The 19969-nt window shown below is 51.2% G+C and carries 19 protein-coding genes; 7 read left to right on the top strand and 12 right to left on the bottom strand.

The window, feature by feature from the left end; translation table 11 throughout:
• The first annotated feature begins 27 nt into the window (after window positions 1-27).
• On the top strand, window positions 28-1689 hold the full coding sequence (locus SU32_RS00395) for a DUF4139 domain-containing protein (RefSeq protein WP_053997339.1): 1662 nt from the start codon (window positions 28-30) through the stop codon (window positions 1687-1689).
• On the opposite strand, the gene SU32_RS00390 is transcribed toward SU32_RS00395, so the two are convergent.
• Together SU32_RS00390 and SU32_RS00385 are read right to left on the bottom strand one after the other, a co-directional pair.
• The gene (locus tag SU32_RS00390) at window positions 1686-2363 is read right to left on the bottom strand and encodes a cobalt-precorrin-6A reductase (RefSeq protein ID WP_053997338.1); all 678 of its coding nucleotides are present in this window, start codon (window positions 2361-2363) and stop codon (window positions 1686-1688) included. The genes SU32_RS00395 and SU32_RS00390 overlap by 4 nt on opposite strands.
• Window positions 2360-3490 carry a cobalt-precorrin-5B (C(1))-methyltransferase gene (locus SU32_RS00385; RefSeq protein WP_053997547.1) on the bottom strand — a complete coding sequence of 377 codons (1131 nt, stop codon included), beginning with the start codon at window positions 3488-3490 and terminating at the stop codon, window positions 2360-2362. The genes SU32_RS00390 and SU32_RS00385 overlap by 4 nt, the downstream gene beginning before the upstream one ends.
• A 57-nt stretch (window positions 3491-3547) precedes the next feature.
• Here SU32_RS00385 and cobA point away from each other — a divergent pair, with 57 nt between their 5' ends.
• The 4 genes from cobA to cbiB are packed head-to-tail and all read left to right on the top strand — an operon-like array spanning window position 3548 to window position 7682.
• A complete protein-coding gene (cobA, locus tag SU32_RS00380; RefSeq protein ID WP_053997337.1) occupies window positions 3548-4411 on the top strand; it encodes a uroporphyrinogen-III C-methyltransferase in 864 nt (287 codons plus the stop codon).
• On the top strand, window positions 4408-5694 hold the full coding sequence (locus tag SU32_RS00375; RefSeq protein WP_053997336.1) for a cobyrinic acid a,c-diamide synthase CobB: 1287 nt from the start codon (window positions 4408-4410) through the stop codon (window positions 5692-5694). The genes cobA and SU32_RS00375 overlap by 4 nt, the downstream gene beginning before the upstream one ends.
• Complete coding sequence (cobD, locus tag SU32_RS00370) at window positions 5694-6680, top strand: threonine-phosphate decarboxylase CobD (RefSeq protein WP_053997335.1); 987 nt, start codon at window positions 5694-5696, stop codon at window positions 6678-6680. Before SU32_RS00375 ends, cobD begins: the two co-directional genes overlap by 1 nt.
• Window positions 6681-6698: 18 nt before the next feature.
• Entirely contained in the window at window positions 6699-7682 is a 984-nt protein-coding gene (gene cbiB / locus SU32_RS00365) for an adenosylcobinamide-phosphate synthase CbiB (protein WP_053997334.1), read from the top strand.
• On the opposite strand, the gene SU32_RS00360 is transcribed toward cbiB, so the two are convergent.
• The 4 genes from SU32_RS00360 to SU32_RS00345 form a co-directional block, all read right to left on the bottom strand.
• Entirely contained in the window at window positions 7668-9293 is a 1626-nt protein-coding gene (locus SU32_RS00360) for an ABC transporter ATP-binding protein (protein ID WP_053997333.1), read from the bottom strand. The two genes, cbiB and SU32_RS00360, sit on opposite strands and share 15 nt — an antisense overlap.
• A 1-nt stretch (window position 9294) precedes the next feature.
• A complete protein-coding gene (locus SU32_RS00355; RefSeq protein ID WP_053997332.1) occupies window positions 9295-10167 on the bottom strand; it encodes an ABC transporter permease in 873 nt (290 codons plus the stop codon).
• Window positions 10167-11114 carry an ABC transporter permease gene (locus SU32_RS00350; protein WP_053997331.1) on the bottom strand — a complete coding sequence of 316 codons (948 nt, stop codon included), beginning with the start codon at window positions 11112-11114 and terminating at the stop codon, window positions 10167-10169. The genes SU32_RS00355 and SU32_RS00350 overlap by 1 nt, the downstream gene beginning before the upstream one ends.
• Before the next feature lie 77 nt (window positions 11115-11191).
• Window positions 11192-12670: an ABC transporter substrate-binding protein gene (locus SU32_RS00345; RefSeq protein ID WP_053997330.1), complete on the bottom strand. Its 1479-nt coding sequence runs from the start codon at window positions 12668-12670 to the stop codon at window positions 11192-11194.
• 154 nt (window positions 12671-12824) lie between these two features.
• Here SU32_RS00345 and SU32_RS00340 point away from each other — a divergent pair, with 154 nt between their 5' ends.
• On the top strand, window positions 12825-13181 hold the full coding sequence (locus tag SU32_RS00340; protein ID WP_053997329.1) for a hypothetical protein: 357 nt from the start codon (window positions 12825-12827) through the stop codon (window positions 13179-13181).
• Window positions 13182-13191: 10 nt separating this feature from the next.
• On the opposite strand, the gene SU32_RS00335 is transcribed toward SU32_RS00340, so the two are convergent.
• A complete protein-coding gene (locus tag SU32_RS00335) occupies window positions 13192-14463 on the bottom strand; it encodes an acetylornithine deacetylase/succinyl-diaminopimelate desuccinylase family protein (RefSeq protein ID WP_053997546.1) in 1272 nt (423 codons plus the stop codon).
• A 146-nt stretch (window positions 14464-14609) separates the two neighbouring features.
• On the opposite strand from SU32_RS00335, the gene SU32_RS00330 reads away from it, so the two are divergent.
• Window positions 14610-15041, top strand: a complete 432-nt coding sequence (locus SU32_RS00330) for a L,D-transpeptidase (protein ID WP_053997328.1) — start codon at window positions 14610-14612, stop codon at window positions 15039-15041.
• Window positions 15042-15095: 54 nt separating this feature from the next.
• Here the strand turns inward: SU32_RS00330 and SU32_RS00325 are convergent, their stop codons facing one another.
• From SU32_RS00325 to SU32_RS00305, 5 genes are read right to left on the bottom strand one after another with little or no spacing between them, the layout of a single operon-like run.
• Window positions 15096-16025 (bottom strand): lipid A biosynthesis lauroyl acyltransferase, encoded by a 930-nt coding sequence (locus SU32_RS00325; RefSeq protein ID WP_053997327.1) that lies wholly within the window; start codon window positions 16023-16025, stop codon window positions 15096-15098.
• Between the two features lie 8 nt (window positions 16026-16033).
• A complete protein-coding gene (locus SU32_RS00320) occupies window positions 16034-17062 on the bottom strand; it encodes a zinc-binding dehydrogenase (RefSeq protein ID WP_053997326.1) in 1029 nt (342 codons plus the stop codon).
• Between the two features lie 37 nt (window positions 17063-17099).
• Complete coding sequence (locus SU32_RS00315) at window positions 17100-18383, bottom strand: beta-ketoacyl-ACP synthase (protein WP_053997325.1); 1284 nt, start codon at window positions 18381-18383, stop codon at window positions 17100-17102.
• Entirely contained in the window at window positions 18383-19597 is a 1215-nt protein-coding gene (locus SU32_RS00310) for a beta-ketoacyl-ACP synthase (protein ID WP_082376280.1), read from the bottom strand. The genes SU32_RS00315 and SU32_RS00310 overlap by 1 nt, the downstream gene beginning before the upstream one ends.
• Window positions 19598-19629: 32 nt before the next feature.
• Window positions 19630-19911, bottom strand: a complete 282-nt coding sequence (locus tag SU32_RS00305) for an acyl carrier protein (RefSeq protein ID WP_053997324.1) — start codon at window positions 19909-19911, stop codon at window positions 19630-19632.
• Window positions 19912-19969: the final 58 nt, after the last annotated feature.

The raw sequence follows: 19969 nt of genomic DNA, 5'->3' as shown, positions 1-19969 counted from the left end.
ACAGTTACAAAACTGGAGGGGTTTTCCATGAAAACATTATCATTGGCAATTTTGCTTTCGACAACTGTGCTTGGTTCGGCATTTGCCGATGAGTTTAAGTTTTCATCCAAAGTGGATTCGGTGACTGTTTTTCCGCGTGGCGCGGAGGTTGAGCGTGTCGCGAGCGGTGAGATGGCACAGGGCACGCACACCGTTCTGATTGAAAGTCTGCCTGCCAATATTTCAGCCGACAGCGTGCGGGTGGAAGGCATGAGCGATGGCGATATCTCCATAGGTTCTGTCGATGTGCGGCAGGTTTATCTTTCGCGCGATAAAAACCCTGAAGACCGGCTCAAATTAGAGCTACAAATTGAAGCACTGAATGATGAGCGAATGCGGCTTGAGCAGGTGGTTGCCGATACGGATTTGCAGCGCCATATGCTGCAAAATCTTATTGCAAATGCCGGTAAGCCCAATCAAGGAGGCGCAGGCAACAGCCTTTCGGCGTTAGAAGTTGCCGACTTGCTTGATGGAGCGGCCGAGCGACTTAATGCCTATGCCCAACGCACTATTGATGCGCGCGCGAACCAGCGTGATATCGAACGCCAGATTCAGGATTTGCAAAACCAGATCGGGCAATTAGCGCCCAATGAAGAGCTACGCTCTGTTGTGGCGATCAATCTGGACGCAAAAGATGCTGGGCAGGCTGTGCTCAAAATCAAATACGCGATTGATGACGCAGGTTGGCAGGCAATTTATGATGCTGAACTGACATTGGGTGATGGGGCTGACCCCAAAATGGAGATTGTGCGCCGTGCCAATGTACGCCAGTCATCAACGGAAAGCTGGGATAATGTTGCCTTGACCCTGTCTACGGCCCGTCCTTCGACCCGCACAGCAGCACCTGAACTTTCGCCTTATGAAATTAGCCAGATAAGACCGATGCCGCGCAGTGCGTCCAAGGTTCAGGCTTTAGAGCAGGGCGTTCGCTCATCTTATGCCGATGGCGTGGAAGCAGAAGAATTGGCCGCGGTTGCCCCGATGAATGATATGGCGCAACAAGTGGCGGTTATGGAAACAGGCGGCTATCAGGCGACCTTTGCTATTGCGGGCAAAGTGACGGTTTCCAATACGGGCGAGACAAAGTCTGTCGTTATGGGCGAAGATAGTTTCGCGGTTGATGTCAGCGCCTTAGCGGTGCCGCGTTTGGATGCCGCAGCTTATTTGATCGCCGGTTTCACACTTAAGGGCGATGCGAGCTATTTGCCCGGACCGGTGCTGCTTTTGCGCGATGGCGCTTATATTGGGCGCGGCCAAATGCCGATGCTGGCGCCCAATGATACCTATGATTTGAGCTTTGGTCAGGATGATTTTGTGACGGTTGAATTTGTCGAAACCGATAAGAAAGAGGGCGAGACCGGCCTTATATCCGCATCACGTACGGATGAGCGCAGAGCTGTGACGACGATCAAAAACCTGCATAACTTTCCGATGGAGGTTACTGTCGTTGACCGGCTGCCCGTTGCCAATCATGAGGACATAAAGGTTTCGATGCTGGCCGGATCAAGCAAGCCAACAAAAGAAGATGTCGATGGCAAGCGCGGGATTTTACACTGGGATATAAATATGGAAGCCGGTGCGACAGCGAAAGTAGATTTTGGTTATCGGGTTATGTGGCCTAAAGCGATGGATATCTCAGCGCTAAACTAAACACTTTGCTCAACAATAATGACAGGAATTTTCAAGGCGCGCGCTGCCTCAATCTTGGCATATGCGCCTTGTCCGCCCGAGTTACGGCAAAGGATATGCGTGATCGAAAACTGCTTTAAGATTGCCGTTTCCTCGCCAAGATTTCCGGGTTTTCCAATAATCATTGTGTGGTGTGGCAAGGGCAGCGGCGTTGATGGTTCGTCGACCATGCGTACTATGAAATGTGCGTGATCTACTGTATTAAAAATATCAATATACTGACTGCCAAGCGCCAAAAGAACGCGCGCTCCGGCGGGGATTTCCTTGCGTGCTTCTTCCAGTGATGTCACTTCAATCCAAAGATCGCCCGTATGTTTTTGCCAAGGCTGACGGGTTCTAATTTCCAAATCTAAGCCGGTTTTCTTCGCCGCAATTTTGGCATTTGCCGAAATGGTTTTTGCAAACGGATGGGTAGCGTCGATAAAGCGTGTGACTTCATTCTGGATTAAAAATCGGGCCAAGCCATCCGGGCCGCCAAAGCCGCCAATGCGCACTTCGCCAGCTAAAGGGGACGGTTCTTTTGTTCGTCCGGCAAGCGATGAAATAATGCGCGCGACCGGTAATTCGGCCACAAGTTTTTCAGCCAATTCAGCGGCTTCCTTTGTGCCGCCTAAGATTAAAATCACCTGATTCATGGGCGCGAGAATCCGGTTTGGTGAAGCACATTTCCTTTGCGGTCGACGATCATAATTTCCAGATCGACCGGCGCACCGCGCAAGACGTCCAGCGCTGTTTTGCGCGCGCGTTCTGCAATTGGCGCTGTTAGGTCAATGCCATTTGCGCGAGTCAATTCAAGCACTTGCGCGGCAGTGTTTGCATTTAGAATCCGGTCTTTAAAGTTTTGATTCAAGTGGGGCTGGGCAGCGGTTTTTTCAGTCAGTACGGCCAGAAAATTCATGTCGACCTGACTGCGCGCGGAATGAAGATCAACAGCGCCTTGAGCAAGCTTGACCATTTTTGCAAAGCCGCCGGCGATGGTGATTTTTTCAATCGGGTGCTCGCGTAAATATTTTAGCAAGCCGCCTGCAAAGTCTCCCATGTCTAGCTGTGCAATTGTTTCAAATCCGTAAATTTTAACGGCTGCATCTTCGGATGTTGAACCGGTTGCGCCAAGCACATGATTGATGCCTGCCGCCCGCGCGACATCGATGCCGCGGTGGATTGAATGTATCCACGATGAACATGAAAACGGGTGAACGATTCCGGTTGTTCCTAAAATGGAAAGTCCGCCTTTGATGCCAAGACGCGGGTTCCATGTCTTTTGTGCGAGCGCCTCTCCGCCGGGTATGGAAACCGTAATTTTAAAGTCCGGTGAAACATTGTGCTGCGCGCATAATTCCTGCACGACATCCGTCATCAATTTTCTTGGCACAGGATTTATGGATGCCTGTCCGACCGGCAAGGGAAGGCCTTCCAAGGTAACTGTCCCAACGCCTTCGCCTGCGGCAAATATCACACCTTCATCAGATGATTCGACCCTGACGCAGATCATCGCGCCGTGGGTTATGTCGGGATCATCACCGGCATCTTTCACAATCGCCGCTTCTGCAAAGTTTACCCCAAGATTTTCCTTCGCAAGCGCAAAAGCCGGTTGTTCGCCTTTCGGCAATGTGATTGAAACCGGATCAGGAAACTTACCGGTTAGCAAAGCAGTCAACGCGGCTTTGGTTGCAGCGGTTGCGCAAGCGCCTGTTGTCCATCCGCGTCGCAAAGGACCACCCGGTTTTCGTAAACCGGCATCCGGTTCATCTGCTTGTGGCATATTGTTCATAAGCGTTTTATAGTCTGCTGCGAGGCTTACCGAAAGGTGTTTTAAACGATGTCGTTACAAGCCAATATAAGTGATGCTTTGCGTGATCGTCTGCCTAATTTTGAGGCAGGGCATGTCTGGCTTGTGGGGGCCGGGCCGGGTGATCCGGGGCTTTTAACATTGCACGCTGCCAATGCACTAAGCCAAGCGGATGTGGTTATCTATGACGCTTTGGTCAATGAGGAGTGCTTGAAACTCGCGTCAAGCGATGCGCAATTGGAATATGCGGGAAAACGGGGCGGCAAACCTTCCCCGAAGCAACGCGATATTTCACTCAAACTTGTTGAGTATGCACAAGCAGGAAAACGCGTATTGCGTCTTAAAGGTGGTGATCCGTTTGTCTTCGGGCGTGGCGGCGAAGAAGCGTTGACACTTGTTGAACATAGTATTCCATTTCGTATTGTGCCGGGCATCACGGCGGGTATTGGCGGTCTGGCCTATGCAGGTATTCCGGTAACGCACCGCGATACCAACCATAATGTCACGTTTCTAACGGGTCATGACGCGACAGGCATTATGCCCGATGCGATTGATTGGGCCGGTGTCGCACGCGGCTCCAAGGTCATCGTGATGTATATGGCGATGAAACATATAGATACGATTGCAAAGCGCCTGATCGCTGAAGGCCGGCCGGTGGATGAGCCTGTTGCCTTTGTGTGTGATGCATCGACCGACAAGCAGAGTGTTTTGGAGACAACGCTTGGCGATGCTGCAAAAGATGTGGAAGCCTCCGGTCTCAAGCCGCCTGCGATTGTTATTGTTGGTGAGGTTGTCCGCCTTCGTAAAGGGCTTGATTGGTATAGCGCCCTTAAAGACGGGCATTCACTTGTACCGGACCCACTTGGTGTGCGTTCAAAAGGCGAAAGCGCATGAACGGCTTCATGATCGCCGCGCCGCATTCAGGCTCCGGTAAAACCACAGTCACACTTGGTCTGCTACGGGCACTGCGAAATTCGGGCGTTGATGTTTCACCGGCTAAAGCGGGGCCGGACTATATTGATCCGGCATTTCATGCCTTTGCCAGCGGCGCGCTTTGTTTCAATCTTGATCCATGGGCAATGCGGTCTGATCTTGTCGATGATCTTGCCCATCAGCATGGCGAAAACCGTTTGCTGGTTGTCGAGGCGATGATGGGGCTTTTTGACGGTGCGGCGGACGGCACCGGCAGTGCAGCGGACCTTGCAGAACAGTTAGGACTGCCGATTGTGTTTGTTGTTGATTGCGCACGTATGGCGCAATCTATCTCCGCGCTTGTCTCGGGATATTTGAACTACCGACCGTCGCTTCGTTTTGCGGGTATCGTATTAAACCGTGTGGGCAGTGCGCGGCACGAACAAATGTTGCGCGCTGCGCTGGAGCTGCTCGACATACCGATCATCGGTGTCGTGATGCAAAATCCGGAACTGGCTTTACCAAGCCGTCATTTGGGCTTGGTGCAGGCGCGCGAACATGAGAGCCTGGAAAACTTTCTGACCACGGCGGGCGAGATTATGGAGCGCAGTCTTGATATGAAAGCGCTCACATCACTTGATGCGCAACTTATCTCGATTGCGCGGCCGAAATTTTTAACACCGCTTGGGCAGCACATTGCGATTGCTGTCGATGATGCCTTTGCCTTTTGCTATCCGCATATGGTGCAAGGGTGGCGTTTGGCCGGTGCGGAGATTTCGTATTTTTCACCCTTGGCTGATGAAGGGCCGGCACGCGAGGCTGACGCTATCTTTTTGCCAGGCGGTTACCCGGAGCTATATGCAGGCAAAATCGCCGCTACAAAGCATTTCAAGCGTGCCATGCGTAATGCAGCCGACCGCAAGGTTTTGATTTACGGCGAATGCGGTGGCTATATGGTGCTTGGAGAAGCGCTTGTTGACGGTGAGGGGAAAAGCCACGACATGCTTGGTCTTTTGCCATTAAAAACCAGTTTTGAAACGCGCAAACGCCATCTTGGGTACCGCAAACTTAAACCGCTTGATGGCTCACCCTGGCCGTATGAACTCAAAGGGCATGAATTTCATTATTCGACAGAAGTTACACGCGGCGTTGGCGATCCACTTTTTGCGGCGCGCGATGCGCTTGATAATGATTTGGGAGAAGCCGGTTTGCGCATTGGCTCTGTTGCCGGTTCCTATTGTCATGTGATTGATCGGGCTGCGTAATGACGAAGGTGCAGCATGGCGGCGGAATCGACCGCGCAATATCGCTTTATGGCGGGAAGAAAGCTGACTGGCTTGACCTTTCAACAGGGATAAACCCCACGCCTTACCCTATTCCTGATATGCCGGAAGATATCTGGCACCGTTTACCGGATGACAGCCTTCTCAATGCATGCTTGGAAGTCGCTCGAAAATATTACGATGTGCCCGAAGATGCGGGGATTGTGGCTGCACCAGGCACACAAGCGATTATCCAACGCTTACCTGCTTTGCTGCCTTCGCCCGACATTGCGATTATATCACCGACCTATAACGAGTATGAACGTTGTTATGCGGAGGCTGGCTCACATGTGCATAAAGTTTATGACTTCGACGCGGCAGTTAGCGCATCTAGAACCATTGTTGTCGGTAATCTGAATAATCCAGACGGGCGCAGTGCTGACGCCGATAAAATCAGGCAAGCAGCTGCGAATGGCGCGCAAATTATTGTCGATGAAGCATTTGCTGATACGGTTCCGGCTTGTTCTGTTGTTAGCCAGACAAAAACGGCAGGGGTGCTGGTTTTAAAATCATTTGGCAAATTTTTCGGGCTTGCCGGTTTGCGTCTTGGCTTTGCGATTGGTGCGCAAAATCAAATTGACGCTCTGCGCTCATCACTTGGTCCTTGGGCGGTGTCTGGGCCAGCGCTTTTTGTCGGCGTAAAAGCGATGGGCGATCAGGTCTGGATTGATGATACGCGACTGGCTTTAGAAGCCAAACGCAAGCAAGTTGAAACGATGCTTGGTCAGTATGGGTTTGCCATTGAAGGGGCGACGGACCTGTTTGTGACCGCTTCGCGTGCTGATTCAAGTCATGTTGCCAAGGTATTGGCGCAGAATCATATTCTCGTGCGGGAGTTTGACTATGCACCGGACTGGATACGGTTTGGATTTCCGCGCACAGATGAAGACTTTGCCCGTCTGGAAACAGCAATAAAGCAGGCGAGTTAAGGTTGGCGCGGGTCTGAAATGATATTGGGAACGTCTACATTTCTGATCCTGCTTTTGGCGCTTATCCTTGATCGTTTTATTGGCGATCCTGATTGGCTATGGCAAAAAATACCGCATCCGGTTGTTGCCTTCGGTGCCGCGATATCGTGGGCGGATACGCGTTATAATCACTCTCACTTGCGGTCATTGGATAAGGAAAAGCGCGGCTTCGTTGTCATCGGTTCGCTGATGATCATGTCTATTATTTGCGGATGGATCATATCGGTGTATTTGCTGCGCTTGGGCATTTTGGGCCTTGTTTTAGAGACTGTCATTGTCGCTATTTTTCTGGCGCAAAAAAGTCTTGCAGCGCATGTCGGGCTGGTTGCTTCAGGTTTGCGCGAGGATGGCTTAAAAGGTGGGCGCGCTGCTGTTTCAATGATTGTCGGGCGCAATCCCGAAACCTTGGACGAGGCGGCGGTTTGCCGTGCTGCAATCGAAAGCCTGGCTGAAAATGCGTCAGACGGCGTTGTCGCACCGGCATTCTGGTATGTGATTTTTGGTTTGCCTGGATTGTTTGCCTACAAGATGCTCAACACGGCCGATTCCATGATTGGGCATTTGAACGATAAATACCGCGACTTTGGCCGTGCATCGGCAAAGCTTGATGATCTTTCGAATTATGTTCCTGCGCGTTTGACGGGTGCATTGATTGTTCTTGCATCCAAGCCTGCACAGTGGCGCCAAAATCTGACAGTAATGCTGCGCGATGCATCATTGCACCGTTCTCCCAATGCCGGATGGCCGGAAAGTGCGATGGCTGGCGTTTCCGGCTTGGCGCTCGGCGGCCCGCGTATTTATGCAGGTGATGTTGTTGACGAGCCCTTTATGAATGATCGCGGTAACAGAAACGCTTCGGCATCCGATATTGAGCGGGCCATCAGCATTTACTGGCGCGCAATGCTTATCGGCACTCTGATCTTAGCTTCTATTGTACTAATTGGCTGGTTATTTGGCCGTTGAGCGACGCTTTATGGCTTGCTGTAAATCGGGTGTTGCCTCGACGAGACGCTGAGTTGGTCGCATTTGCGGGTTATCCAAAATGTCGCCTGTCTGACCCCGTTCAACTATTTTTCCTTTATCCATAACCATAACTTCATGGGTTATTGCACGGGCGACGCTGAGATCGTGGGTAATAAAAAGAAACGCGATCCCCAGATCATCATTGAGTTTTGCAAGCAGATCCAGAACCTGTGCCCGAATAGACACATCAAGTGCGGAAACCGGCTCATCCGCCACAATCAGCTTAGGCCGTGTTATCAGCGCGCGTGCGATAGCGATACGTTGGCGCTGGCCGCCGGAAAATTCATGCGGGTATTTTTTCATCGCGTCGGCGCTTAGGCCGACCTCATTAAGCGCCGCTGCGATGCGCTCCTGTTTTTGATGCCTCGTCAGCTTTTCATCTTCAAGAAAAAGAGGTTCCGCAACAAGCCATTCCACCGTTTTTCTTGGATTGAACGAACCGTAGGGATCCTGAAACACGACCTGCATATGGCGGCGGCTGGCGCGCATGGTAGTGTCATCAAGGGCTGTTGTTGTTTTATTGTCGAAAAGGATTTTTCCATTGCTGGGCTTGCTGAGACCTAGAACCATTCGGGCGAGGGTGGATTTGCCGCAACCGGACCGGCCGACCAATCCGATTGAGCGCCCGGCCGCAATATCAAACGATACATCGTCTACGGCAGTAAAGTCCGGTGCATGTGAAAATACGCCTGTTCTGCGGCCACGATAGATTTTGCTTAAATTGCTGACTTCTAATAGTGGTTCGGGCGAGGCCGGTTTTTTTCGGTTTTGCCACGCCGGCATGTGGATCGACGCTTCAGCAAGCTGTGCTGTATAAGGATGTTTTTGTTCTTTGAGAACTTTGACGGCCGAACCTGCCTCTTCAACCACTCCCTTACGCATGATGGTAATCGTATCGGCCACATCGGCAACAACACCCAGATCATGGCTGATTAGAATGAGCGCCATATCATTGTCGGCAACCAGCTCTTTTAACAGGTCCAGTATTTGGGCTTGCAGCACAACATCCAGCGCGGTGGTGGGCTCGTCCGCGATAAGAATCTTCGGGTTTAATGCAGTCGCAATTGCAATCACAACGCGTTGGCGCTGTCCACCGGATAATTCGTGCGGGTATCGCTCCAACGGGTACTGCGATGGAGGCAAGCCAACGCGGTCTAGCATAGAGCGGGCACGTTCTTCGGCTTGTGCACGCGATGCATTCGTGTGCCAGCGTATGCCTTCTCTGATCTGTTCACCGATCGTTTTGACAGGATTGAGCGCTGTCATCGGCTCCTGGAATACCATGCCGATTTCATTGCCGCGCAATGCGCACATCGCGTTCTCATCAAGTGTCAGAAGATTTTGCCCATTAAACTCTATTGTGCCGCCAGTTCGTGAGGCATTGGGTAAAAGCTGCATCACTGAAAGCGCGGTCAGTGACTTGCCGGAACCGCTTTCGCCGACAATCCCAGCGATTTGGCCGTGCTCCAGCTGCAAGTCAATATCATGCAGAATTTTGGTCTCACCAATCGTGAGGCTCAGATCTTTGATATTAAGAATAGGGGGGCTCATATCAGCGCTCCCGCCGTAATCTTGGATCAAGTAGGTCGCGCAATCCGTCACCGAGCAGGTTCAGGCCAAGCACTGTTACAATAATCGCGATACCGGGAATAATGGCCATATGAGGGGCGATCGCCATCATCGTTTGTGCTTCATTAAGCATACGGCCCCAGGATACATCGGGCGGCTGTGTGCCCAGGCCGACATAGGACAAGCCGGCCTCTGCCAGAATACCAAGAGAGAATTGGATTGTGCCCTGAACCACTAGAATATTGGTGATGTTGGGCAAGATATGTTCGCGAGTAATACGTACCGCACCTTTTCCTGACGCGCGCGCTGCCAAAATATATTCGCGTGACCAGATGGTAAGGGCCGCACCGCGCGCAACACGCGCAAAGACAGGAATATTGAAAATACCGATCGCTATGATCGCATTTGTGGCGCTTGGGCCAAAAATAGCGGTGATCATGACGGCGGATAAAAGTGCCGGAAAGGCAAAAATAATATCGGATGAACGCATCAGGATTTCATCAATGAAGCCGCGCTTTGCTGCGCCCCAGCACCCAAGCGGAACACCGATCGCAATGCCGATACCCACCGCAAGAAGCGCGACAGCGATGGAATTACGAGCGCCCACCATAACCATGGATAATATGTCACGGCCAAAATGATCCGTGCCAAGAAGGTGAGTCAGGTCCGGCGCATTCAGGCGGTCACTGATGACCAGTTTTGTCGTATCAAAAGGTGTCCAGATAAAGGATATCAGCGCGATTGCGAGAACAAATCCGGTTAGGCAAATACCGATCAGAAAGTTTCTGTTGCGCAGCGCGTTTTTCCGGAATGTGCGCCACCCTTCCGTCTCTGTATTGTTTACATGCTCACTCATTATCCTTGCCGCCTCAGGCGCGGATCGGCCCAGGCATAGGCCAGATCGACAAGAAAATTGATGAAAATGACGGATGCTACAAGCAGCACGACAACCGATTGAACAACCATGAGATCAAGGCGCTGGATGGATTGAAAAATCAACCGTCCTAATCCCGGCAGGTAGAATACATTTTCGATAATGATTGTTCCGGCCAGCAAAAATGCAAATTGTAACCCCAAAATCGTCAAAACAGGAATAAATGCATTGCGCAGTGCGTGGTGCCAGAGGACGCGTCTTGCCGGTAAACCTTTTGCCCGTGCGGTTCTGATGTAATCCTCGGCCATGGTTTCGAGTAGTGCTGACCGGGTTACACGTGACAGGATTGCAGCCTGCGGCAAAGCAAGGGCTATTGCCGGTAATAAAAGCGATTTTAGTGCCGGCCAAAGCCCTGTTTCCCAGCCGGGAAAACCACCTGCGGGTACAAGGCGCAGTGTTATGGCAAATACATAAACCAATAAAATCGCGAACCAAAAATTGGGAATCGCTATCCCTATCTGGGTGATGGCCATTGCCGATGTATCTGTTGCTGTGCCGCGTCGTGATGCGGTGAAAATGCCAACCGGAATCGCAATCAAAGTCGATAATGCCAATGCGATTAAAGCCAGCGGCAGGGACACTGTAATGCGTTCTGCAATCAGATTGCCGACAGCTGTGCCATAGGTGTATGAGTAACCGAAATCACCAATCAGCATACCGCTCATCCAGTTAATGTAGCGTTCAAACAGAGGTGCATTCAGGCCAAGTTGCTCACGAAGGGCTGCAACGGCATCGTCGGTCGCATTAATGCCAAGCATAAGCTGTGCGGGGTCGCCCGGAATGATTTGCAACATGGCAAATATGATGATGCTCGCTACCCATAGTGTCAGCAAGACGATCATCATTCTGCGCACAATGAAGTAAGCCATGGTCAATCCAGTGCGGATGAAACAACTTATTTGTTGAAAGGGCGCAGTGCCGCCGCGCCCTAATCAAACAAACAGGATTACTCTGACCAGCTAACGCCGGTGACGTCATTCGCCTGCACAGGCGAATTTTCCCACAAGCCGTTGAGTTTAGCGTCCCATACGCCGTTCTTTGCCAGCTGGAAAAGATAAACGTTTACAGCATCATCGGTGATGATTTGTTGTGCCTGACGGTATAGCGCAAAGCGTTCTTCTTCATCTGCCGTGACATTCAGCTTATCGATGAGCGCTTTAAAATCAGGGTTTTCGTACTGGAAGTAGTAATCATCACGGGCATAGATATCGATATCATTGGGCTCGGTATGGGACACGATGGTCAGGTCAAAATCCTTGCCCTTGAACACCTGTTCCAGCCACTGGCCCCATTCCAGTGGAATGATCTCCAGATCGATGCCGACATCACGCAATTGCGAAGCGATGATTTCGCCGCCGCGACGCGCGTAAGAAGGTGGCGGTAATTTAAGAGTGGCTTTTATCCCGCCTTCAAAACCTGCTTCTGCAAGAAGCGCTTTGGCTTTTTCCGGATTGAATTCATAGGTTTCTGACAATTCAACATAAGCAGGGTTATGGGGCGCAAAATGCGTGCCGATGGGTGTGCCGAGGCCAAACATTGCACCGTCAATAATTGCCTGACGATCAATGGCATGTGCCATAGCGCGGCGGACATTCACATCGTCAAAAGGCGGTTTTTTGTTATTGGTGGAGAGGATGGTTTCTCCCTCAGTGGAACCGATGACCACGGTAAAGCGTGGATCTGCTTCAAATTGCGCAATCGCTTCAGGAGCCGGTAGATTTGGAAATGCCTGAACGTCGCCAGCCAAAAGTGCGGCAGTCGCCGCAGCAGGATCAGGAATGAAGCGGAAAGTTACTGTGTCGAGTTTTGCCTGATCGCCCCAGTAATCAGCGTTGCGCGTTAGCGTAATAGCCGAACCGCGCTGCCAGTTATCAAGCTTGAAAGGTCCTGTACCAACCGGATTTTCCTTGTTGGTGTCGGCGCTTTCCGGCGCGACGATGACAGCATCGCCCCAACCCATATTGTACAAAAATGCACCGGAAGGTTCTGACAGGGTTACAACGACGGTTGTGTCTCCGGTTGCTTCCACCTTTTCAATCGCCGAAAAGAGCGCTTTTTGGGCGTTTGTGGAGTCTTCAGCGCGCGCACGATCAAGCGAGAATACCACATCCGAAGCATCGAACGACGTTCCATCATGGAATTTCGCGCCTTCGCGCAATTCAAATGTATAAGTCAGACCATCGTCGGAAATTGTCCAGTTTTTAGCAAGTGCAGGCTTTACTGCGCCTTCAGGGCCAATACGGGTCAGACCCTCAAAAACATTGGCATAAACCACTTCGTCAACGGCCGCTGCGGCTTCTGCTGTCGGGTCAAGGCCCGGCGGTTCCAGTACCATGCCGATGGTCAAATCCATACGGGCTGCAAGTGCTGATGATGAGAACAGGATAGCGGCTAATCCACCGAGTATAATAGGACGAATAGTCATGAAAGCTCCCCAATTAATTTTGCGAAGTTAAGCAGGAAGGCAGGTGTTTGAAAAGACTAGAGTGCATTTATCGATAGGAAATCCCACTTTTGTGCAACTGAACACGCATTATCGCGTTATGATTAGAACTTAGCTTTAGAAACAGGGGGAAATTATGCTTACAGCTTATTCAGTACCAGTCGTGTGGCTCGCCATTATTCTCGGCGGTATCGCGGGGTGCGTTGCGACAGCATTTGTTGCAAACGCTCTAAAAGGCGTACCGGTAAAAGCCGTTGCAGGCAATTGGGCTAAACATGTCTGGTCAATTATATTTATGATACCGGTACCGTTCCTAATTGGATTGCCGGCGGGATGGATTATTGCATTCTTATGGCTGGTATTGGCGCCTACAATCGCTTCAAAAGCACATTTCGGGCCTAAAGATTTGCCATTCATGACACTTTGCACGTTCCATGCAGGCTTTGCGGTTGTCGGCTTGCTGGTCTATGCGCTTGTCGCGGCAGCATTTTAAACCTGTTCGGTCAATGCCGCTCCGACAGTAAAATATGGATGGCATTGGCCATAACTTTTGCGGATTGAACCATGTCGTCGATGCTGATCCATTCATCTGGCTGGTGTGCGAGGTCGAGAACGCCCGGACCATAGGCGATGCAGTCATGCAGATGGCCAATGCGCGCAATATGTTTTTGATCATAAGTGCCCGGTGAAATTACGAAATCGGGTTCTTTTCCGAATTCCGCGCGGATGGCATCTGCGACTGCTTGCACGACAGGTGCATCGCGGTCCGTCATTGTAGGTTCAACCGACCAGAGTTCACGCAATGAATAGTCAAATTTGGGCCGGCTCACTTTCAACTGGTCCAGAATATTGACGACTTCGCTTCGCACGTCCTCTACATTTTCTTCCAGTAAATAACGCCGGTCGATGGTCATCTTGCAGCTATCGGGTACATTGGGCGAGGGCAGTCCGGTAAAGTCGTCTGTTTGCCCGCCACGAATGCCGTTAATGTTCATCGTCGATTTGCGCGCACCTTCGGGCACAACCGGCATTTGGGTCTGTTTTGCTGCAAGTGCCGGAAAAAGCTCTTTTTCAAAACTTTCCATCACCGCGCCCATATGACGGACAGCGCAATCACCCAGAAACGGCATTGAACCATGGGCAACATGGCCATGCGTTTCAATTTCGGCCCACCAAACGCCGCGATGCCCGAGGCAGATACGGTCTTTGTTTAGAGGCTCCGGAATAATGACATGATCAACGCGTGGTTTTGAGAAAAGGCCTTTTTCAGCCAGATAGGCGACACCGCCAAATCCGCCGGATTCCTCGTCCACCGTGCCGGAAATTTCTATGACCCCAGCATAATCAGGAAAGCATCTTATATAGGCTTCTGCCGCAATGATTGATGTGGCCAGACCGCCTTTCATGTCGCAGGTGCCGCGGCCAAAAATTTTGCCGTCATGTATGGCAGCGCCAAAAGGATCAAACGTCCAGCCATGTCCTGCCGGAACGACATCGATGTGGGAGTTGAAATGTATCGTTTTCCCCGGCCGCTTACCTTCGCGCCTCCCGATGACATTGATACGCGGATATTTATCCGTATGGCCGGGATAATCGACAGCAGTGAAAAACTCGCATTGAAAGCCTGAGCGTTGCAGGCGTTTTGCAATATATTCGACGCAAGGCCGGTAGGCGTCGCCTGGTGGATTGATGGTTGGAAAGCGTACCAAATCCTGTGTCAGCGCGAGCAGGTCGTCGCGGGAATCATTGATGCATTTCGTTAGTTGCTCCAGCATAAAAGCATAGTGCCTCATGCTTGAAATTGCGCAAGTTAAATTACGTGAAACAAAACACACGTTAACGATTAGTCCAGTTTTCTTTTGACCGCTTTTAAAAGCTGACGTAGCGTTATCGGCGGAGGGCTAGGTTTAAGGAGAGGCTAATGGGCAAGTTTTGGGGCGCAATTGCGCTATCGGTCGCGGTATTTCTATCGAGTGTCAATATGTCATGGGCAGCCAAGCTGGTTGCTTATGTTGATATCTCAAGCCAAACCATGACAGTGAAAAAGAACGGCAAAACCATGCATCGCTGGAAAGTATCAACCGGCAGAAAAGGGTATAGAACCCCGCACGGCACTTACAGTCCAAAACGAATGCATAAAATGTGGTATTCGCGCAAATATAATAACTCGCCGATGCCATATTCGATCTTTTTCCGCGGTGGTTATGCAATTCACGGCACAAATTATGTCAGCCGTTTGGGACGGGTTGCATCGCATGGCTGTATTCGTCTGAAAACCTCAAATGCAAAACGGCTTTACAATCTGACGCGTCAGATCGGGCCGCGTAATATGCGTGTGGTGATCAGGCACTAAGAACTTAAGTTCACGTTTAGGGCACGTGAAACAAGCGGACTATTTGGATTATAACTATTCGTTATCAATCCAACGCCGGTGAAGCCACATCCACTGTTCGGGTGTTTCGCGCACCCAGCGCTCAACAACATCGTTCAGCAATTGCGCTGAACGGGCGATGTCGATTTCGTTGTTCTCATCGCGCGGCAGTACCAGTTCGTCCTCTAGAATTAACCGGAAACGTCCGCCTGGAAGGCGAATGCACCGTGCAGGATAAACAGGTACGTTAAACTGCCGTGCGAGTTTAGGCAGCAGGGGATTGGTGCGGACAGGACGGCCGAAAAATTCACTAACAATACCGCGTCCAAACTTCTGATCGACAAGAACGCCGACTGAACCGCCATTGTCGAGCGCACGGGCAAGCCCCCATGCTGCGCCTGCTTTAGAAGGAACAAGATGGCCCATCTCGGTCGTCCGCGAAGCCAGTAGCCGGTCGGCAATATAGGGGTTGTTGGGGGGCCTGAACAATGCGGTGACATCAAGGCCGTAGGTTGCCGCGCAAATTGGCAGGAGTTCGAAATTTCCCACATGTCCAGTAAAGAATATGCAAGGTTTTCCTTCGCTGTTGAGGCGGCGGAAAATATCTTCGCCTTCAACTTCCACTAGGCCGGGTTGATCACTTTCCGGATCATAATCGAAAAGCTTGTCGAGAAAAATATATTCGGAAACCAGACGTCCCATATTGCGCCACATGCCGCGCGCCAGCCTGTCTATTTCTGATTTGCTCTTTTCGGGAAAAGCCAGAGAAAGGTTTTTAACAACCATTTTGTGTCGTGGCAAAAATGGTCCGAGAAACTGAAACATTTTTGCATTGACAGTCATTGCTGATTTCATTGGCAATAGGCGCAATGTCGCCAAAACTGCAAATGAGATCTTTGCTTCAAACCAATAACGAACGCGTTTTAGCTTCGTCTTTGCTTTGAATATCCGGACTTTCCAACTCATGACACTTATCAGGAAACGCGCAGAATGATCTTGCCGAATACATCACGGGTTTCCATACGCTCAAGTGCTTTGCCTATATCGTCAAAGCCCGCTTCTGTATCAACCACGGGATGCACAATGCCGCGTGCCATCTTCTGCATCGCGTCTTCCATATTGCGCATATTGCAGCCGAATGAGCCAATAAGACGCAATTGCTGTTGAAACAGCATCATAAGGTTCATTGAGGTGGAAACGCCGGATGTCGAACCGCAAGTGACCAGTCTGCCGCCGCGCTTCATACAAAGCATGGAGCCTGCCCAAGTATCGGCACCGACATGTTCAAAGACAACATCAACGCCTTTTTTCTTTGTGAGTTTGCGCACAACGCCTTCAAAGCGGTCTTCGCGGTAATTGATGACGTGGTCAGCTCCAAGCGCTTTAGCGGGCTCTATTTTTGCATCTGATCCAACGGTTGTGATTACCGTGCAGCCCATCTTTTTAGCAAGCTGGATGGCAGCTGACCCAATGCCGGAACCGCCGGCGTGAATAAGAATAGTCTCGCCCGGCTCCAGCTTCGCATTGTCAAACAACATGTGCTCGACTGTACCAAATGTAATAGGTGAAACAGCAGCGCCGATTTCATCAACACCGGGAGGGGCGGGGACAAGATTGCGCGCGGGCATATTCACCAGCTCCTGTGCAAATCCGTCTAAGTGAAAGCCGTGAACCCCGCCGACATTTTCACAATGATTGTCCCGGCCTTCTTTGCATGCGCGGCAAAGACCGCATGTGCGTGCGCCAAAGATTGAAACAAGCTGTCCCGGCAAAAGGTTTGATACGCCCGGACCAACAGATTCAACAATAGCGGACGCTTCCGCGCCAACAGTTAGCGGTAGTTTGCGTTTCGCAAAAGCCATACCGCGCCAACCCCACACGTCAATATGATTGAGTGCGACAGCTTTAATACGCAATTGAACTTCCCCCAAGCCCGGTGCATCGGGTTCGGGAACTTCAACAAGCTCGAGTTTACGATCTTCGACAAGCTGTAGCGCGTGCATGGGCCACCTATATGTTATTTTCGTTTGACGAAAGGCTCTAAGCGGGTTCGCGTCCAATGACAAGGCAGGCATTTTGCCCACCAAAGCCAAATGAATTTGATAACACGCGCCGAACGTCCGCTTCACGCTTTTCATTTGGAACCGCATCAATTTCAAGAGCAGGGTCAGGATTGACATGATTGATGGTTGGCGGAATGACGCCATTTCGAATTGTCAGCAGTGAAAATACGGCTTCAATTGCGCCGGCTGCTGTCAATGTATGGCCAATCATGGATTTGTTTGACGATATCGGCGTGCCACCCAATTTTTCACCGAATATGGACATTAGAGACATGCATTCCATTTTGTCATTTTCGGGTGTGGAAGTGCCGTGTGCATTGATATAATTAATCTCTTCCGGTGTTACGCCCGCATCTTCCAATGCTGCGCGAACGGCTGCGATCGCCGGTGATCCATCCGGCTTTGAACGCGTGCGGTGGAAATCATCGGCACATTCGCCGCAGCCTTCCAGAACGCCCAGAATTGTCGCGCCCCGGGCTGTCGCCGCTTCTAGCGTTTCCAGTACCAGCGCGCCAGCGCCTTCTGCCATGACAAAACCGTCACGGTCTTTGGAGAACGGCTTGGATGCTTTGTGCGGTTCTTCATTTTGCGTGGAGAGCGCTGAAAGCAATGAAAAGCGAATAAGCGCTTCGGCTGTGACCGAACCGTCTGTTCCAATGGCGATTGCGCGCTCGCTTTCACCGCGGCGAAGAGCTTCCACGCCCATTTGAATGGCTGTTGCGCCGGAAGCGCATGCTGTCGACAAGGTGACAGGCAGTCCACGCGCGCCGATACGATCTTGAAGGCGGCGTGCTGTCGCAGCAAATTTCACAGAGGGAGAAAACGAAGGATGCTGGTTTGACCTTGCCGCTAGCAACAGCCGGTCATAGCTTTGCATCGCAGGCGTAAGGTCCGCGCCTTCGGCGTTTAATTGAAAACGGTGCTGCCATTCAAGTTCGACGGGTGGTGCCGCCAGACACAATTGGCCGCCAAAGTCAGTTGCAGAAATATCTGCTTCCTCAATCGCCTCAAGGGCGGCCGCTTCAGCCAACGCATAGGTCAGCGCGGCGGAACCTTCTTCGGGAGCCGTCATGAAATCGACAGTTCCGGCGATTGTTGTGCGCAGATGGTCTTGAGGAAAACGGGTAATCTTGTGAATGCCGGACTCGCCGCCGGTCAGCTTATCCCAATTGTCCTTTTTACCCCGGCCAAGGGATGAAACGACGCCTGCGCCGGTAATGGCAATAATCGGGCGGCCACTTTGATCGGTGAACTTTGACATTATACTTTGCCTCCGTTCGCAGGTGTTAATAATGCTGCGCCTTCCGCATCCTCATATCCGAGACTTAATACGCCTACACGCTCCGGTTTGTCGGTTATGCCAACCTCAAACCGGCTGTCCATTTGCTCGACTGGTTTTTCATGATGCAAACTTAATGCTGCCAATGCGACAGCGAACGGGAACTGTACTTCACGCATATGGCCAACGGCTGATGCGACACCACGCACCGGCACCGCTTTAAGTGCTGAATTTAGAAATTCTTTTTCAATTTCCGTGCGTTCCTTGGCGCCGGAGGCAGCAGAAATGATGTAATTTGCATCGCCTAGCTTTGTCGCGGCGCTAATTTTTCCCAAACGCTCGCCGGTGGCTGTTTGGTCGTTATTGCCTTGATCAGCTTCAACACTTTCCAAGGTCGCATATATGCGCGCGCCGCGCGCTTCGGCATGGCTGCGTGCTTCTAGAACAAGAAATGTGCCACCGGAACCGGTTATAATGCCGCCGCCTTCACTGTCCTGACGGTGCCAGACAGAGGTCCAGCCATCACGCTTCAAGTGGTGCCCGATTTCATACCCAAGCAACATATCCGGATGTTCAGTGTTAAAGGACGCACCGACAAGAACATGTGTGCTTTGACCCGCGCGGATACGTGCCGCAGCGGTCAGGACCGCAGAAATGCCAGCGCCTTCCTCACCCATAAAGGTACGTGATGAGCCGGTAACTTTGTGCACGATGGAAATATTGCCGGCCAAGAGGTTGGAAAGCTGTGCAAGAAATAGGGTGGGGCGCAATTCTGTGGTGAGTTTCTCATTAACCACAGTCGCAGCGTCCGAGGCGTCGCCTCCTGCTTCAGCAAGGATCATTGTATCGACATCAACATCACGTTCACCGCCTGCCGCAGCAACAATCATATCCATTGTCGATGTGAATTCTTGTTTGTCTTTTAGTCCGGCATCATCCAATGCCAAACCGGCCGTGTAGGTACCAATGCGCTGCCAGGCCTCCATTTGGCGCTGGTCGCGCTTGGATATCTGCTCTGCCCAGTCGATTTCGGGCAGCGGATGCACGGTATAGGGCGCGAATTTCTCGCTATCAAAAACCGGCGCGGCACCTACTGAAAGATTGTCCCAGTTTTGCTGTGCGCCCACGCCCAATGCCGAAACCATTCCAATACCGGTAATAACAACGTCACGACCGTCCATGTTCTGTTCGTTCATGGTGCCCTCCGGCTATTGAATAATTATTGTGATCAAGCAGACTTTGCTTCAACGAGTTCGTTGATTTTGGCGCAAAGGTTTTTGAGAACGAAATATTCTTCAGTAGGAACTTTGCCGTCATTGACGTCCTGCGTCCACTGCTCAAGCGGGATTTTGATACCAAACTCTTTGTCGATGGCGAAAACGATATCGAGGAAATCAAGGCTGTCGATGCCGAGATCATCAATTGTGTGGCTTTCCGGCGTAATCGTTTCACGATCAATTTCGCTGGTGTCGGCAATGATGTCTGCCACTTTGTTAAACGTGTCTGCCACGGTGTATTCCTTCTAACTTTGTGCACTACGAATGATTTCCGCGCGCTTACTTTAATTC

This window comes from Ahrensia marina (assembly GCF_001293565.1).
GTDB classification, from domain to species: Bacteria; Pseudomonadota; Alphaproteobacteria; order Rhizobiales; family Rhizobiaceae; genus Ahrensia; species Ahrensia marina.
Note: the sequence above shows the minus strand (reverse complement) of the source record. Positions and strands in the feature narration are given on the sequence as shown.

Bases quoted from the DNA above. Each gene is read 5' to 3' on its own strand.
- SU32_RS00395 (WP_053997339.1), top strand. From the start codon at position 28: ATGAAAACATTATCATTGGCAATTTTGCTTTCGACAACTGTGCTTGGT.
- SU32_RS00390 (WP_053997338.1), bottom strand. From the start codon at position 2,363: ATGAATCAGGTGATTTTAATCTTAGGCGGCACAAAGGAAGCCGCTGAA.
- SU32_RS00385 (WP_053997547.1), bottom strand. From the start codon at position 3,490: ATGCCACAAGCAGATGAACCGGATGCCGGTTTACGAAAACCGGGTGGT.
- cobA (WP_053997337.1), top strand. From the start codon at position 3,548: ATGTCGTTACAAGCCAATATAAGTGATGCTTTGCGTGATCGTCTGCCT.
- SU32_RS00375 (WP_053997336.1), top strand. From the start codon at position 4,408: ATGAACGGCTTCATGATCGCCGCGCCGCATTCAGGCTCCGGTAAAACC.
- cobD (WP_053997335.1), top strand. From the start codon at position 5,694: ATGACGAAGGTGCAGCATGGCGGCGGAATCGACCGCGCAATATCGCTT.
- cbiB (WP_053997334.1), top strand. From the start codon at position 6,699: ATGATATTGGGAACGTCTACATTTCTGATCCTGCTTTTGGCGCTTATC.
- SU32_RS00360 (WP_053997333.1), bottom strand. From the start codon at position 9,293: ATGAGCCCCCCTATTCTTAATATCAAAGATCTGAGCCTCACGATTGGT.
- SU32_RS00355 (WP_053997332.1), bottom strand. From the start codon at position 10,167: ATGAGTGAGCATGTAAACAATACAGAGACGGAAGGGTGGCGCACATTC.
- SU32_RS00350 (WP_053997331.1), bottom strand. From the start codon at position 11,114: ATGGCTTACTTCATTGTGCGCAGAATGATGATCGTCTTGCTGACACTA.
- SU32_RS00345 (WP_053997330.1), bottom strand. From the start codon at position 12,670: ATGACTATTCGTCCTATTATACTCGGTGGATTAGCCGCTATCCTGTTC.
- SU32_RS00340 (WP_053997329.1), top strand. From the start codon at position 12,825: ATGCTTACAGCTTATTCAGTACCAGTCGTGTGGCTCGCCATTATTCTC.
- SU32_RS00335 (WP_053997546.1), bottom strand. From the start codon at position 14,463: ATGCTGGAGCAACTAACGAAATGCATCAATGATTCCCGCGACGACCTG.
- SU32_RS00330 (WP_053997328.1), top strand. From the start codon at position 14,610: ATGGGCAAGTTTTGGGGCGCAATTGCGCTATCGGTCGCGGTATTTCTA.
- SU32_RS00325 (WP_053997327.1), bottom strand. From the start codon at position 16,025: ATGAGTTGGAAAGTCCGGATATTCAAAGCAAAGACGAAGCTAAAACGC.
- SU32_RS00320 (WP_053997326.1), bottom strand. From the start codon at position 17,062: ATGCACGCGCTACAGCTTGTCGAAGATCGTAAACTCGAGCTTGTTGAA.
- SU32_RS00315 (WP_053997325.1), bottom strand. From the start codon at position 18,383: ATGTCAAAGTTCACCGATCAAAGTGGCCGCCCGATTATTGCCATTACC.
- SU32_RS00310 (WP_082376280.1), bottom strand. From the start codon at position 19,597: ATGAACGAACAGAACATGGACGGTCGTGACGTTGTTATTACCGGTATT.